The sequence below is a fragment of the Candidatus Polarisedimenticolia bacterium genome (assembly GCA_036004685.1).
GTDB lineage: Bacteria > Acidobacteriota > Polarisedimenticolia > Gp22-AA2 > AA152 > DASYRE01.
Window position 1 is genome coordinate 92,784 of record DASYRE010000010.1, and the last position, 14,022, is coordinate 106,805.

Consider the following 14,022-nt stretch of genomic DNA (forward strand, 5'->3'; position numbering starts at 1 on the left):
GGAAAGCGGGCTATTTGCGGAACAGCCCCTTGAGCAGCCCTTTCTTCTCGTCTTCGGAGGCGAGCGCCTGGCGGGCCGTGTCGTTGGCGGCGTCCCAGGAGAGCGCGCTCTGGAGGTACTGCAAGCTCTTCTCCTCCTGGCCTATCTTGCGGTAGAGAATGCCGAGCTGGGCGTAGTTCTCGGCAAAGGTGGGGTTCAGCTCGACGGCCCTGAGGAAATGCCGTTCCGCCTCCTTGCGAAGGCGCGGATTGCGGCTCTGGACGAGCGCCAGGTAGCGGTGATACTCCTCGCGCGTCTCATCCTGCTCGACGGCGTGCGCGAAGAAAGGGAGCGCCTTGACGAATTCGTGCCTCTCGAACAGAGACTTGCCGTGCAGGAAATTCTGCCGGGCCAATTCGGCTGCGCTCGCCGCCGTCTTCTCAGGCGCCTGCTTGTCGGTCGCCTGAGCCAGCGACTTGTCGTACTCTTCCCGGCTGCCGCTCTTGGAAAGCGTCGCGTAAGCTTCCGTGATGGCCGCGAAGACTTTCTCGGCCCGGTCTTTCGTCTCGTCCTCGGAGAACTTGTCGGGATGAAGCCGCTTGGCCAGGGAATAATAGCTGTGCCGGATCTCCGATTCGCTTGCCGTGGAAGCGAGGCCGAGGACTTCGTAGAAACTCTGGCCCTTGAGGGCCGAGTGCCGGCTCAGCATCTCCTCCACCGGACCCGCGGGCGGGCGCGGAGCGCGGGCCGGCGCGGGACGCGGCCGCGACGGGCGGGTCGGGGCGGCGCCCCCGGCGTCCCGGGCGGTGACGCGGGGCGTCGTCGGAACATCGGCCTCCGGTTCCACCGTGTCCACCTGCAGGAAACCCGCCAGGATGAGCGCGGTCAGCGCGCAGTCGGTCTCGCCGGGGCCCAGCGGGCTGGTCTGCGCGATCTCTCTCAAGGAGAGGGTGCCGTCCACCCGGGAAAGGAGGAACCCTTCCGCCGGCTCCAGCGGGACCGCCTCCAACGGCATCGGCGGAGCGGGGTGCGGGCGGACGCGCGCCGCGCGGTCTCCGAGCACGCCGCTCACCATGGCGGGATCGGCGACGTTCCGGACCAGGCCCAGGATCGCCACCGGCACGGGGAGCCCCGCGTCCCCGGGTTGCGTGAAGGGGAGCTCTCCCTGCTGGAACTCAAATCTCGCGTCGGTCCACTTCGACGCGCTGAGGACGATCTTTTCGATCGTCTCGATCACGAGCGTCCGGTGATCCTCCGCGGAGAGGAAGCCGAGCCGCAGCAAGGCGGATCCGAGCAGCTCGTTGGCCTGCTTGCCGGCGGTGGCCTGGCGCATCTCGTCGGCATGGAACTGGCCGCGCTGCTTGAGCAGCTCGGTCAGACTCTCGGAGAGGACGTTGGAGGCCGCGTAGCGGATGACGCGCCCTTCCTCGATGAAGAGCTGCCGGGTCACCGAGCCGAAGGAGAGCTTCAGGCCTCCCGAGCGCCGGCCCTCGAGGATCCGCGACAAGACGCGCGGCAGGGGCTGCTCGGAGAGCTTTCCGGAGAACGCGGACACCTCAGCTCCTCTCGGCGAATTTTTTCAAGAGATCTTCCATCCACCCCTTCTGCAGATCGGCGAAGTCCTCCCGGACGACCTCCTTCAGCGCCTCCTCCGTGGAGAGCCCCGCGCGCATCCTGTCCAGGGTGTCGACCAGGGCATCGAATCCGAACCTACCGGCCAGATAGCGCGTGAAGGAGAGCGACGAGGGATAGCTGAATTCGGCGTACCAGGACCGCCCCTCGGAGGCCGCGAGATCGCGGGCCAGGCTGCGCTCTTCGGAGAACAGCAGCGGCCGTCCCTCGACGAGCTGGGCCAGGCCTTCCTGAAGCCATCGGGGGCAGTTTCCTCCGCTCTTGCCGTGGACGAAGGCGTGGGTGAGCTCGTGGGTCAGGACGGCCCGCACCTCCGGGTTCATCGCCTTCACGCCGCCCAGCGGGATCCGGACCTTGCCGTCGAATAGGCCGGCCACCGAGGCGGGCATCCGGGTCGCGTCATAGAACTTCTCGGCCGGATACAGGATCACGACGATCGGAGCGGGCGGGATGAACTGAAAACGCTCCGCCAGCTCGCGGTATTTTTCTTCGAGCGTGTCGCGCAAGGCGGCGGCGATCGGCGAGATAGACGGTCCCCCGCCTTCATAGCGCAGGATGAAATGCAGGGCCTCGGTCCGCGCGTAATCACGCTCGACACGCAGCTCGCGCTTCGCTTTCTCGATCAGCGAAGCGACCCGCTCGTCGTCCCGCAGCGCCCGGGAGAGCTGCCATTCGGAGATGGCGTCGGCGAGGTTCTCCTGGCGGTAGTAGACGAGGCCGAGAAGGTAGTGGAGCGAAGCGTCCCGGGGGAACGCCAGCAACCCTTCCTGGATCTGGGCGCGGGCGTAGAGATCCTTCCCCTGCTTGAGGAAGAGGTTGGAAAGTCCGACGTGCGCCGGAAGGCACTGGGAATCGTAGGTGAGCGCTTCACGGAAGGACGCCTCGGCCGCCGCGAATTCATGCCGCTCCTCGGAGCGCGCCGCCAGCACGCAAAGGCCGCGGGCGATCTCCCGGGAGTCGGGCTCGCGCCGCCTCGGCTCGTCCCGAAGATCGCGCTTCAGGGCCTCCATCGCCTCGCGGAGATCTTGATCGGACATCTTCGAGGAGACGGCCGGGGGCGGAGGAAGCGGAGGGGGAGCGGGGAGAGGCTTTCCCTTCGGGGAACCGGGAAGCGCTCGGACGGGCCGGGGAGAGGGTTTGTGCGGCGCCGAATCGGCCGGGGCGGGCGGCTCGCCGGCGACTTTCTGCCCGGCCGGCGAGGAGGGCTCGATGCGCACGACCAGGGAGCGCGGGATGGTGAGATTCCCGGCCGGGATCTCGAGAAGGATCTGATCTCCTTCGACCCGCCAACCTTCGACTTCGAGGCTGCGTCCATCCTTGAGGTGGACCACGTCGGCGCGGACCGATCCGGAGGAAGCGAAGAGGAAGATCGAAGCGACGAGCGCCGTGCGCCGCATTTCAGCGTTTTCCCGCGTCGAGCCGCGCGACGCTCACCACGACGGGCTTCGCGCCTTCATCCAGGAAGAACCCGGGGACGGCGGCCTTGCCCGACTCGGCTTCGGCGAGCGTCCCATAGTTCCCCCAGCAGAGCCGGTAACACGCCTTTCCTTGGAGCGCGAAAGGGACGATGAAAAAATCGGCCGAATTCCGGGTCCGCTCGGCCGCTTTCCTCACCGACTCCTCGCGGCAGGCGATGGACAATTGCAGCGTGAAGCCGCCCGGAGCCTCGCTCGTAAGGGCAGAGAGCCAGGCGGCCGCGGCGGCCTCGGCGTTCCCGGCATCGAGAAGGGAGCGCGCCGCGCGGCGCGAGCCGGTCGCCGAATCCTGGCTCGGTTCGGCCTGCCCGGCAGCCGCCGCGGGCGCCTGATCCCCTGCGGAAGAGGATTCAGGAGAGGAGGTCGCGGCCGGCGGCGGGGGAGAAGGCGATTCGGTGGGCGGATTCTCCGGCTCTCCCGGCGGGGCCTGCGCCGCGGCGCTCGCCGAATCGGCCGCCGGCTCGGGAAGGGTCGCTGCTTCCGGGGCGGCACGCTCCTCCCCGGATGCCGCCTGCGGGCTAGCGGGAACGGGCGAACCGCGCAAGAAGACGAACCAGACGAAGCCCGCGGCGAGGAGCGCGATCCCGGTGATCACCGAGAGAATTCCCCACCGGCTCGAAGCGGCTCGAGCGCGCGAGGCGGGGAGGGTCCCTTTGAACTCCAGCCGAATCGGACCTCCTCGAGCCACGAGCTCTTCCGGCTCGTGCGCCGCCGCCGAGCGAAAAATCTCTCCCGCCGGGGCGGGCGAAGCGGCGATCGGCTGCGCCGGCGCGGCCGCGGCCGGAGCCGGGGGCGGACTCGGCGCGTCGACTTCCGGCGGCGGAGGCTCCGAAGCTTCCTCCTCCGGCGGGGCCGCGACCTCGATGCGTGCCGGCTCCGCGGGGCTGGCGAGCGGCGGCAAGGGCGTCGCCTCCTCGCCCCCGGCGGCGGCGCGCGAAGGGAGCTCCTCCGGGAGGATCTCTTCAGGCTCCGGCTCCCCGGGCTCGGCGGCGAGCCATCCGAAGAGATGCAGCGCGTACACCACCTTGCTGGCTGAGAAATCGTCGAGGCCCGCTCCCTGTCCGAAGGCGTGGATCGTCATCGGCGCCGAGAAACGCGCCGCATGCGCCTGCCAGGCCCGGGGAAGCTTGGGCGGCGCCTGCGCCTCCCCGGGCGGAGGGGAAGAAGGGGAGTAGACTGTGTCTGGAGCGCCGACTTCCAGGAGCACGAAGCTCCGCTCCGGCAGCTCCTTGATCAGATCGATGAGAAGCTCCCGCGTGTCGACGTTCAGCGAGGTGACTTCGCGGGGGAAGTATCCCTCCTGGACATCGTAGCGGCCTTCCGCGAGGCCGAGGACGCTCCCGACGATCTGGCGGAGCTGCTGGCGGGCCCCCGCGAAGAGCTCCCCGCTGGTGAGGAATCCCATCTGCACGAGGACTCGGGCCAGGGAGGTTCCCGCCTTCGCCTGCTTGCGGGCCAGATCGAGCTGTTCCGTTTTGAGCTTGCCGGCCCGCATCAGAATCGGCGCCAGGTGATCGGCCTGGTCGTTGGAGGAGGCCATGGCGATCTCGCCCGATTGAAAATAGAGGAGCTTCAGGACGGCGCCGACCGAGATTCGCAAAGTGCCGCTGAATGCCTCGAGGTGCAGGCGGACGAGGAGCCTGGGGCAGGAAGTTTCGGCGAATGTTCCCGAGCTGCTCACCGGTTCCATTCAGATGCCATCCTCGGGGCGGACCCCGGGCCCCCGAGGCGGGTGGTGGGGGAAATCACCGAGCGATGGAAGTATAGTGTCGGCCCCCGGGGGTGTCAACCGCGCCTTAAAGGGTGCGGATGAGGCCTAATTATTTGACCGACATGGGGTTGTTAATATGTCTTCGTCCCGGAAAACGGCGCCGCGCACGACCCGGATCGAAAGCCGGTACGACGTGATCATCGTCGGCAGCGGCATCGCCGGACTGCGCGCGGCGGTGGATCTCGCCGAGGCGGGCGCCCGAGTCGCCGTCCTGACCAAGGACGATCCCACCGACAGCAACACCGGCTACGCGCAAGGGGGCATCGCCGTCGCGCTCTCCGAGGAGGACAAGGTCGAGTTCCATTTCCAGGACACGTTGCGCGCCGGGGACGGCCTGTGCAACGAGCAGGCGGTGCGGATCCTCGTGGAGGAGGGGCCGGCCCGCATCCAGGAGCTCATCGACTGGGGCACCCGGTTCGATCGCGAGGGAACCCGTCTGGCCTTCGGAAGGGAAGGCGCTCACAGCCGGCGGAGAGTCCTGCATGCCCACGGCGACTCGACCGGCAGGGAGCTGGTGCGGGCGCTCCTGGCCCGGGCGCGAACCTTCCCCACGCTTGCTTTTCTCAGCCGGACCTTCTCCGTGGACTTGATCCTCCGCGCCGGCCGTTGTGTCGGACTCCTCGTCCTGGACGAGGAATCAGGAAATCTCCGGGCGCTCGGATCCGCCGCCGTGCTCCTCGCGACGGGAGGAGCCGGGCGCCTCTATCGGGAGACGACGAACCCTCCGCAGGCGACCGGGGACGGAGTGGCGATGGGGTACCGCGCCGGCGCGGCCGTCATGGATCTGGAGTTCGTCCAGTTCCATCCCACCGCGCTGTTCGTCCCGAACGCCCCCCGGTTCCTTCTTTCGGAGGCGCTGCGGGGGGAAGGAGCGCTCCTCAAGAACGCGGCCGGCGAGCGCTTCATGCCGCGCTACCACCCCGACGCGGAGCTCGCTCCCCGGGACGCCGTCTGTCTCGCGATCGTCAGGGAAATCGAGCGGACCGGCGATCCCTGTGTTTTCCTGGATCTGACGGGACGCGATCCGGCGGCGTTGAGAGAGCGGTTCCCGAAAATCTACGAGACCTGTCTTCTGTTCGGCCTGGATCTGGCTCGCGATCGGATTCCCGTCCTTCCCAGCGCGCACTATTTCATGGGGGGGGTCCGCACCGACCTTTCCGGCCGGACCAGCCTGCCGGGGCTTTTCGCGGCGGGCGAGGTCGCCTGCACGGGGGTCCACGGGGCGAACCGTCTCGCCAGCAACTCCCTCCTGGAAGGGCTGGTCTTCGGGGCGCGCGCCGCGGCGGCCATCCGGGCCGAGCCTGGTGGTACCGCCTTGGAGTCGGAGGAGGTGGGGGTCCCTGCCGTGCTCACCCCGACCCCCGGCCGTGCCGCCGAATGGGAGAGGCGGATCGGTGACCTGATGTGGAAGCACGCCGGCATCCGGCGCGACGCCGAGGGTCTGAGCGCCGCGTCCCGGGAGCTGGAGCGGATGGAAGCGGCGACGGGCGCCCATCGGATCGCGCGCCGGAGCGTCGAAGCCCGGAATCTGACGGTCCTCGGGGAGCTGGTCTGCCGGGCGGCGCTGGAGCGGCGGGAGAGCCGGGGATCACATTTCCGCAGCGACTTCCCCGGGCGGCGGGAGGAATGGTCCCGGCACCTCGAATCGAAGGCGGCGGCCGCCGCCGATCTGCCCCGGGTGGAGGGAGTCGAATCCCCGGCGGATCTCAGCGGATCAATTTGAACGAGCGGCCCCAGCGGGTGCGGGTGATCAGGTGCGTGATCTTCGACCAGATGCCGGCGACCCTGTCCCCGATTCCGGTGCGCAGCCAGGCGTCCCGATCCTCCTCGTACGACCAGAAGACCACGAAGGCGCGGCCCTTGATGTAATCGCGCGGGACGAAACCCCAGGCCCGGCTGTCGCGGCTGTTGTCGCGGTTGTCGCCCATGGCGAAGTAGCGCTCCGGCGGAATCTTCGTCGGCGGATAGTCGTCGGCGTCGAGGTTCGTCCCCGGGGGATAGATGTGCTGGACGTAGGGCTCCCTTTGGAGGATGCCGTTCAGGTAGAGATCGCGATGACGCACTTCGAGTACGTCCCCCGGCAATCCGACGATGCGCTTGATGTAGTCCTTTTCCGGCTCTTCGGGGTACTTGAAGACGATGATGTCGCCGCGCCGTACTTCCCGGATGGGAAGGATCTTCTTTTCCCACGCGAACGACGTCGGCGCGTAGACGTGCTTGTTCACCATGATGTAGTCGCCGATGAGCAGCGTCGGAATCATGGAGCCGGTGGGGATCTTGGACTGTTGAAAGACGAAAGTCCGGGCGAAGATCACGAAGATGACGCAGGTGACGATCGTCTCGAAATAATCCCGGAGGATCCCCTTGGGCGGGGAAGCCGGGAGCGCTTCCTGTGGGGATTCCGTCATCGGAGGAAGGAGGCCACCATCTCCACGGCCTCCTCGGGCGTCCGAGCGAGCCGCGTGATGCGGATCTGTTCCGCTTCGATCATCCGTCGATCCTCGAGGGTTCGGAAGATCTCCTTCCAGCATTCGCCGAGGAGGACGACCCGGGTCGGGGGGAGGAGGCCGCCGCGGTTCAGGGCCCAGAGAAAAGTCAGCTCCGCCAGGGTTCCCGATTTGCCGGGAAGGATTATATAGGCGTCGCCGAGGTCGATCAAACGACGGGTCCGGGTGAAGAGATCGGTCTCGCGAATCTCCTCGTCCAGGTAGGCGTTCCCGCGGCCTCGGGTGAAAGCCTGGGTTGTCACTCCCACGGCGCGGCCGCCGGACTCCCGCGCCCCGCGGCTGGCCGCCTCCATCACGCCGCCGTATCCGCCGTTGACGACGACGAGCCCGGCCTGGGCCAGGAGGCCCCCGACGCGCCGGGCCTCTTCGTAGAGCGGATCGCCTTCCCGCGGCTCGCTGCTTCCGAAAACCGCCACGGCGCGCGGCTTCCGGGCATCCATTCCCTCTCCTTCCGGGATCACGGTTGTCGGGCGGGGCCCCGAGGCGGATTCGGAGCCCGCCGGGGGGCTAGTTATCGTTTCGAGCCGGAGCGCGGGCGGGCGCCGGGTGGAACGGGGAGGCGCCGACCGCCATCATTCAAGCCAAATCTGGACCCTGTCCCCGCCATCCTGGAATTCGAGCGGGCTCCGGGAGTTCGCGTCGCGGAGCCGCCGCCAGAGCTCCGCCTTGGTCATCGAGACGCCGTCCATCTCGAGGCAGGCCCCCTCGGGAGCGGAGGCGAGGATCACCGCCACCAGGCCCAGCGGCAGGCTGAAGGAAGCGACGACTCCGTCGGCCTCCTGGAACCGGATCCTCAACCGGCTCGCCTCGCCGGCCGGAAAAGGCTGCTGCCAGGCGGCGCCGAGGTCGAGGCTGTAGGAGAGCAGAAAGATACCCAGGACCAGGGAAACGACGAAGAATTTCGCCAGGCGGCTCATGCGAGTCCTCCGGAGCTGTCAGGGAAACGAACCAGTGCCGCAGAGCATAACGGATCTCCGAGGAGAAGTGTTCCGCGCCATCACTCAGCGCCGGGCAGACGCGATTTCAGCCGCCGGATCTGGGCGGAGAGGGCGCTCAGCCGGACCGAAAGGCTCACGAGGTAGGCGCTCAACACGATCCAGATCAGCGTGTAGGCCCAGAAGAGATAGCCGAGGTTCTTCATTTCTCAACCCTCCAGCAGTTGTTCGCGCTCTCGAAGTCCGGCCAGCTCGTCGCGCAGCATTCCCAGACGGAGGCGCTGAATCAGCAGCAGCACGAAAAGCAGCGTGAACGTCAGCATGCAGAGCATGAAAGTGACCAGCATGACCGGCGCGAGCCCCTGCCCGCCGCCCGTCTTGAAGACGATGGGGTGATGGCCCCGCCAGAGCTTGACGGAAAAATAGATGATCGGCACGTCCAGGAACCCGACGATTCCCAGAACGGCCGCGAGCCGGGCTTCCTGGGCGCGGTTCTGAGCCTGGCCCCGAAGCAGCAGATAGGCGACGTAGACCAGCTCCAGGACGAGAGTCGTGGTCAGGCGGGCCTCCCACGTCCACCAGGTTCCCCACACCGGGCGCGCCCAGATCGGCCCGGTCAGGAGGACGATGCCGCAAAAGACGACGCCCAGCTCGGCGGCGGCATGCGCCAGCACGTCCCAGAAGGCCTTGCGAGTCCACAGGAAGAGGATGCTCCCGAGGAAGACCACGAAGAAGGCGAGGAAGGAGACCCAGGCCGAGGGGACGTGGAAGTAGAAGATCCGCTGGACCACGCCCATCGTGACCTCGTTGGGGACGACCAGGAACACGCGGTACAGGCAGACGACCATCAGAATCGTCGTGGCCGGAAACAGCACGGCTTCCAGTCTGCGGAGCGGACCTTCCATGGGAATCCCCTTGAGCGGCCGGCTCACTCTTCGAGGACGTAGTCGAAAAGGAGAATGCCGGCCACGATGAAGATCGCATCGAAACAGGCCGAGAGCGTGAGCAGGTAGCCGTAGGAGCTCAGGCCCCGCTCCGCCAGGCACAGCCGCGTGGCCTTCACGCCCCAGATCACCAGCGGCGTGGCGGCCGGAAAAAGGAGCAGCGGAAGCAGGAGCTCGCTGCGCCGCGTTCGGACCGTGACGGCCGCGAACAACGTGCCCAGAGCCGAGAAGCCGACGGTATTGACCACGACGACGGCGGCGACGGGCAGCGCCGCGGCGGAAAGATGATAGCCGAACAGCACGACGGAAAGGGGGAGAATCATCGACTGGACCGTCAGGATGAGGACGACGTTGGCCGTGAGCTTTCCCAGGAAGATGGCGCTCGGATCGGCCGGGCACAGCGCGAGCGCCTGCAGGCAGTCGCGCTCGCGCTCGATCAGAAAGGAATTCTGGAGGCTGAGGATGGCGGAGAACGTCAGGGTGATCCAGATCAACCCCGCCCCGACGTCCTCGAACCGCAGGCTCAGCTCCTGGAACTGGAAGGCGAAGCTGAAGACCAGCTGCACCAGGACGGCGAAGAAGAAGGCCGCCGTGAGGCTCTCCCGGGTGCGCAACTCCAGCCGTAGATCCTTGCCGCAGACGAGAAACATCGCGGGAGCCGCCATGGCGCCTAGCGTCCTATCCGCGAGGCCACGGCCGCCTCGTAGATTCTCGGAAAGCTCGCGGCATCGATCCCCTCGCGGGGGGCGTCGAAGACCACGGAGCCGCGGGCCAGGATCGCCGCCCGCCGGCAGAGGCCGAGTCCGGTCGCGAAATCGTGCGACGAGAAGACCAGCGTCTTGCCCCGCCGCACCAGACCTTCGAGGATCCGGTGGAGAAGCTGCGCGGCTTGCGGATCGAGACCGGTGAACGGCTCGTCCAGAAGAATCAGGTCGGGATCGTGCACCAGCGCCCGGGCGATCGCCAGGCGCTGCTGCATGCCGCGCGAATAGTCGCCGCACAAGTCGCCCTCGCGCCCCGCGAGCCCGACTTGCTCCAGCAGGCGCCGGCAGGCCGCGGGCGGCTCGGGAACGCGGTACATCCGGGCGTAGAACAGGAGGTTCTCGAGAGCGGTGAGCCGATCGTAGAGCATCGTCTGATGGGCGAGCAGGCCGACGCGGCGCCGCAGGCTTCCCCGCGACCGCCGCGCGGCGAGGTCCTGCCCTTCGAAGAGCGCCAGCCCGGTGGTGGGCCGGAGAAGGGTGGCGAACACCCGCAGCAGCGTCGTCTTGCCGGCGCCGTTGGGTCCGAAGAGCGCCAGGCTTTCTCCGCGGCGAATGGAGATCGCGACCGATCGGAGGGCCGCCCGCGAGCCGAAGCTCACGCCGAGCGCCCGGGCCTCCAGGAAAGGGTCGGGTATCAACGACGGGTCTTCCGGGGCCGTGACGCCGAGGCCCCTTCGGTTCCCAGGCGCTCCTCGAGGACGTCGATCTGGCGGAGAATCTCCGCGGCCTCGCCCTGATAGCGCACCTTCAGATCGTGATAATCCTTCTCGGCCATCTTCCCCATGCTGAAATCGAACTCGAGGTCCCGCAGGGTCTCGTACGCCACCTCGCGGAGCGCGTGGAGATCGCTCAATTCCCCCGCCAGGGCGTATTCTCCCGACCGGAAATCCTCGGGGCGCATCAGGGGAAAGGCGATCCATAGGCCGAATCCGAAGAGCAGCGCCAGGAAGCCGAGAATGGCCATCTCAGGGCTCCGTCCGGTCCATCTCCTCCTGGACCCTCCGCAGGAACGAGGGATCGGGAGGCTGGGCGCCGCCGGCGCCCAGCGGAGGAACCAGAGGGGCCTCGCTCCACGGCACCTTCGCCCAGCGCCGCAGAATCAGCACGAGAAGCGTGCCCCCCAGCAGGACCGCTCCGAAGGGCAGGAGCCATCCGACGAGATTGAAGCCTTCCGGCTTCGGCGCGGCCAGAATCTGCTCGCCAAAATCATCCACGTACGCCTGCAGCACCTGTTCGGGGGTCTGTCCCCCGGCGAGGCGGGCGGCGACTTCGGCCCGGACGCGGTCGGCCTTCCCACAGGTGCACTCCTTGATCGTCAGATTACTGCACCCGCAGTCGCAGATGATCCGGCCGGTCACCGCCTCCAGATCCTTCGAGGAGGGCACGACGCCGGCGCCGGCGCCGGCGGGCGCCAGGCAAGCGGCGAGCAGGAGGATCCGCGCGATCCTCCGGGCGACCCTAGCCAAGGCTCCGCTCCTCGATCAGCCGGGCGTGCGCCAGCAGAGCCCGCTCCCGCCGATCCGGCCAGACGGCGATGTGCGCGCCGAGGAAGATCACGATCCAGCCGATCCAGATCCAGTTGATCAACGGATTCAGGTAGTACTTGAACGTGGCCTGGCCGGTCTGCGGGTCGAAATCGATGAGAATGAGATAGAGGTCTTCCTTGAGCGTCGAATAGATGTCGACTTCCGTCGAGGGCTGGTTGAAGGCCTTGTAGAAGTTCCTCCCGGGCCGGATGACGCCCACCGGCCGTCCGTTTTCCAGGATTCCCATCACCGCCGTGAACTGATCCACGTGGGCGTCGCTGGAGGAGAGCGTGTCCTCGAAGCGGAGGGTGTAGGGTCCGGCCTTCAGGCTCTCCCCGCGTCCCAGGCGGAACGTCGCCTCCTGGCGGAAGAAGGAGGAGCCGACGATCCCGATGAAGATGAAGACGACGCCGATGTGCACGATGTAACCGCCGTACCGGCGGCGGTTCCGGTTCACCAGCGCGGCAAAGGCCACCGGAAACGCCTCCCCGGTGGAGCGCTGCCGCGCCAGCGATCCGCGGATGAACTCGTAAGCCATCGTGGCCAGGACGAAGGCGCAGAGAGGGAAGGCGACGAGCGCCGAGAGCTGCCGCATGCCGGCCGCCAGGAGCACCGTCAGGAGGGCGACCCCGAAGGCCGCGGGGACGAGGAAGATCCGGAGCAGTTTCCGAGCCGAGGCGCGCCGCCAGGCAATCAGCGGACAGGTGCCGGTCAGCAGCAGCAGGGCAACGGACAGCGGGAAGTTCACGGTGTTGAAGAAAGGAGGCCCCACGGTGATCTTCACCCCGCGCACCGCCTCGGAGACCACCGGGAAGACGGTCCCCCAGAACACCGCGAAGGTGATCCCCACCAGCAGCAGGTTGTTGAACAGGAAGCTGCTCTCCCGCGACACGAACGAGTCGAGACGGCCTTCGCTCTGCAGGCGCGGCAGCCGCCAGACCAGCAAGGTGACCGAGAAGGCGATCACGAGTCCGAGAAACACCGACAGCACGGGGCCCACGCCTGATCTCGCGAAGGCGTGGACCGACGAGATGACGCCGCTGCGCGTCAGGAACGTTCCGAAGATCGACAGGCAAAACGTCAGGAGGATGAGGCTCATATTCCAGATCTTGAGCATCCTCTTCTTCTCCTGGATCATCACGGAGTGCAAAAAAGCGGTGGCCGTCAGCCAGGGCATCAAGGCGGCGTTCTCGACGGGGTCCCAGGCCCAGTAGCCTCCCCACCCCAGCTCGATGTACGCCCAGTAGCCGCCGAGAAGCAGCCCGATCCCGAGGAACAGCCAGGCGAAGATCGTCCAGCGACGCGTCGTGCGAATCCAGACGTCTCCGACCCGGCCGGACATCAAGGCCGCCATCCCGAAAGCGTACGGAACGGAGACGCCGACGTATCCGAGGTAGAGGCACGGCGGATGGATCGCCATGAGCGGGGTTTGGAGCTGAGGGTTCAGCCCCTTTCCGTCGGCGGGCAGGAATCCCAGGAGCTGGAAGGGATTGCTGGTGAAATTCATGAGGCCAAGAAAGAACAGGGTGATCCCGGAGAGCGTCGCGACCACGTAGGGCATCAGGGCGCGATTCTGGCGGCGATTCTGGAGAATGACGAGCAGGGAGAAGGTCGAAAGGACCATGACCCACAAGAGCAGCGAGCCGGAATGCCCCCCCCAGAAGGCGGTCAGCTTGTAGAGCCACGGCATGGCGCGGCTGGAGTAAGACGCCACGTATTCCACGTCGAAACGGTCGTTGAGGAAAAGCGAGGCGAGCGCGAACGAAGCCATTCCGAGCAGGGCGGTCACGGACAGGGCGCTGCGCTCCCCGCTCTCGATCAGGGAGCGCGACCGGGTCATCGCCCCGAGGCTGGAAGCGACGAGCGCCCAGGCCGCCGCCAGGGCCGCCAGGATCAGACAGAGATCGCCGAATTGTGGCATCGACCTCCCCTCGCGGGGCGGATCGTCTCGAGACCGCCGAAAGAGGATGTTGGGGGAAGAAACCTACGAAGATCCGGCGCGGACGCTCTTTTTCTCACCCTCGTACTTGGAGGGGCATTTGGCGAACAGCGTCCGGGCCTCGAAGAGGCCATCCTTCATGCTTCCCTCCACCACCACCTCCGCATTGTCCACGAAGGTGTCCGGGAGCTCCTTCCGGAAAATCACCGGCAGCGAGCTTTTGCCGTCGGTCACCAGGAACCGGGCCCCGAGAACTCCCGGCTGTTTGACGATGGAAGAGGCCGCCACCTTTCCATTTACACGGAAGTGCTCATCCAGGGCGGACGGCGGGTGAGCCAGATACTCGCTCACCGTGAGGTAGTAAACCATCGATCCGCGGAAGCTCAAGGCGAAGAGAACCGAGAAGGCGACCAGGAGAATGATGACACAGAGGGCGATTTTCGGGTTGATCCGGGCGAGCATCCTGTTTTGCTTCCTCACGGATTCCTGATGGAAGAGCATGATAGCCCGCGAGATAGACGCGTGTCAAATACCTGATGCCGCACCGTTT

Annotated in this window: 15 protein-coding genes; 1 reads left to right on the top strand and 14 read right to left on the bottom strand. The window is 67.0% G+C overall.

The features are described from left to right. Positions 1-10: 10 nt before the first annotated feature. Genes VGR67_02675 through VGR67_02685 form a run of 3 tightly spaced genes read right to left on the bottom strand, consistent with a single transcriptional unit; the run spans position 11 to position 4,776 of the window. The gene (locus VGR67_02675; GenBank protein HEV8335305.1) at positions 11-1,534 is read right to left on the bottom strand and encodes a DnaJ domain-containing protein; all 1,524 of its coding nucleotides are present in this window, start codon (positions 1,532-1,534) and stop codon (positions 11-13) included. A 1-nt stretch (position 1,535) separates the two neighbouring features. Then, entirely contained in the window at positions 1,536-3,008 is a 1,473-nt protein-coding gene (locus tag VGR67_02680; GenBank protein HEV8335306.1) for a hypothetical protein, read from the bottom strand. Position 3,009: 1 nt separating this feature from the next. Further along, positions 3,010-4,776 carry a DUF4388 domain-containing protein gene (locus tag VGR67_02685; GenBank protein HEV8335307.1) on the bottom strand — a complete coding sequence of 589 codons (1,767 nt, stop codon included), beginning with the start codon at positions 4,774-4,776 and terminating at the stop codon, positions 3,010-3,012. 157 nt (positions 4,777-4,933) lie between these two features. Between VGR67_02685 and nadB the strand changes: the two genes are divergently transcribed. Continuing rightward, positions 4,934-6,580 (top strand): L-aspartate oxidase, encoded by a 1,647-nt coding sequence (nadB, locus tag VGR67_02690; protein HEV8335308.1) that lies wholly within the window; start codon positions 4,934-4,936, stop codon positions 6,578-6,580. Here the strand turns inward: nadB and lepB are convergent. The 11 genes from lepB to VGR67_02745 all read right to left on the bottom strand — a co-directional run bounded on the left by lepB (position 6,564) and on the right by VGR67_02745 (position 13,952). Continuing rightward, complete coding sequence (gene lepB / locus VGR67_02695; GenBank protein ID HEV8335309.1) at positions 6,564-7,265, bottom strand: signal peptidase I; 702 nt, start codon at positions 7,263-7,265, stop codon at positions 6,564-6,566. The two genes, nadB and lepB, sit on opposite strands and share 17 nt — an antisense overlap. Next, positions 7,262-7,804 carry an LOG family protein gene (locus tag VGR67_02700; protein HEV8335310.1) on the bottom strand — a complete coding sequence of 181 codons (543 nt, stop codon included), beginning with the start codon at positions 7,802-7,804 and terminating at the stop codon, positions 7,262-7,264. The genes lepB and VGR67_02700 overlap by 4 nt, the downstream gene beginning before the upstream one ends. Positions 7,805-7,936: 132 nt before the next feature. Further along, positions 7,937-8,281: a hypothetical protein gene (locus VGR67_02705; GenBank protein ID HEV8335311.1), complete on the bottom strand. Its 345-nt coding sequence runs from the start codon at positions 8,279-8,281 to the stop codon at positions 7,937-7,939. A gap of 80 nt (positions 8,282-8,361) precedes the next feature. After that, positions 8,362-8,505, bottom strand: coding sequence for a CcmD family protein (locus tag VGR67_02710; protein ID HEV8335312.1), 144 nt, complete (start codon positions 8,503-8,505; stop codon positions 8,362-8,364). Positions 8,506-8,508: 3 nt separating this feature from the next. Next, complete coding sequence (gene ccsA / locus VGR67_02715; GenBank protein ID HEV8335313.1) at positions 8,509-9,204, bottom strand: cytochrome c biogenesis protein CcsA; 696 nt, start codon at positions 9,202-9,204, stop codon at positions 8,509-8,511. 23 nt (positions 9,205-9,227) lie between these two features. Next, entirely contained in the window at positions 9,228-9,908 is a 681-nt protein-coding gene (locus VGR67_02720; GenBank protein HEV8335314.1) for a heme exporter protein CcmB, read from the bottom strand. Between the two features lie 5 nt (positions 9,909-9,913). Continuing rightward, positions 9,914-10,645 carry a heme ABC exporter ATP-binding protein CcmA gene (ccmA, locus tag VGR67_02725; protein HEV8335315.1) on the bottom strand — a complete coding sequence of 244 codons (732 nt, stop codon included), beginning with the start codon at positions 10,643-10,645 and terminating at the stop codon, positions 9,914-9,916. Continuing rightward, positions 10,642-10,971, bottom strand: a complete 330-nt coding sequence (locus VGR67_02730) for a hypothetical protein (GenBank protein HEV8335316.1) — start codon at positions 10,969-10,971, stop codon at positions 10,642-10,644. The genes ccmA and VGR67_02730 overlap by 4 nt, the downstream gene beginning before the upstream one ends. Before the next feature lies 1 nt (position 10,972). After that, the gene (locus tag VGR67_02735) at positions 10,973-11,473 is read right to left on the bottom strand and encodes a cytochrome c-type biogenesis protein CcmH (protein HEV8335317.1); all 501 of its coding nucleotides are present in this window, start codon (positions 11,471-11,473) and stop codon (positions 10,973-10,975) included. After that, a complete protein-coding gene (locus tag VGR67_02740) occupies positions 11,466-13,454 on the bottom strand; it encodes a heme lyase CcmF/NrfE family subunit (GenBank protein ID HEV8335318.1) in 1,989 nt (662 codons plus the stop codon). The genes VGR67_02735 and VGR67_02740 overlap by 8 nt, the downstream gene beginning before the upstream one ends. Positions 13,455-13,517: 63 nt before the next feature. Then, complete coding sequence (locus VGR67_02745) at positions 13,518-13,952, bottom strand: cytochrome c maturation protein CcmE (GenBank protein HEV8335319.1); 435 nt, start codon at positions 13,950-13,952, stop codon at positions 13,518-13,520. Positions 13,953-14,022 lie beyond the last annotated feature (70 nt).

What these genes read in the sequence shown, in the direction of transcription:
- VGR67_02740 (HEV8335318.1), bottom strand. Translation starts at nt 13,454, where the DNA reads ATGCCACAATTCGGCGATCTCTGTCTGATCCTGGCGGCCCTGGCGGCG.
- VGR67_02680 (HEV8335306.1), bottom strand. Translation starts at nt 3,008, where the DNA reads ATGCGGCGCACGGCGCTCGTCGCTTCGATCTTCCTCTTCGCTTCCTCC.
- VGR67_02705 (HEV8335311.1), bottom strand. Translation starts at nt 8,281, where the DNA reads ATGAGCCGCCTGGCGAAATTCTTCGTCGTTTCCCTGGTCCTGGGTATC.
- VGR67_02710 (HEV8335312.1), bottom strand. Translation starts at nt 8,505, where the DNA reads ATGAAGAACCTCGGCTATCTCTTCTGGGCCTACACGCTGATCTGGATC.
- ccsA (HEV8335313.1), bottom strand. Translation starts at nt 9,204, where the DNA reads ATGGAAGGTCCGCTCCGCAGACTGGAAGCCGTGCTGTTTCCGGCCACG.
- VGR67_02685 (HEV8335307.1), bottom strand. Translation starts at nt 4,776, where the DNA reads ATGGAACCGGTGAGCAGCTCGGGAACATTCGCCGAAACTTCCTGCCCC.
- lepB (HEV8335309.1), bottom strand. Translation starts at nt 7,265, where the DNA reads ATGACGGAATCCCCACAGGAAGCGCTCCCGGCTTCCCCGCCCAAGGGG.
- VGR67_02720 (HEV8335314.1), bottom strand. Translation starts at nt 9,908, where the DNA reads ATGGCGGCTCCCGCGATGTTTCTCGTCTGCGGCAAGGATCTACGGCTG.
- nadB (HEV8335308.1), top strand. Translation starts at nt 4,934, where the DNA reads ATGTCTTCGTCCCGGAAAACGGCGCCGCGCACGACCCGGATCGAAAGC.
- VGR67_02730 (HEV8335316.1), bottom strand. Translation starts at nt 10,971, where the DNA reads ATGGCCATTCTCGGCTTCCTGGCGCTGCTCTTCGGATTCGGCCTATGG.
- VGR67_02700 (HEV8335310.1), bottom strand. Translation starts at nt 7,804, where the DNA reads ATGGATGCCCGGAAGCCGCGCGCCGTGGCGGTTTTCGGAAGCAGCGAG.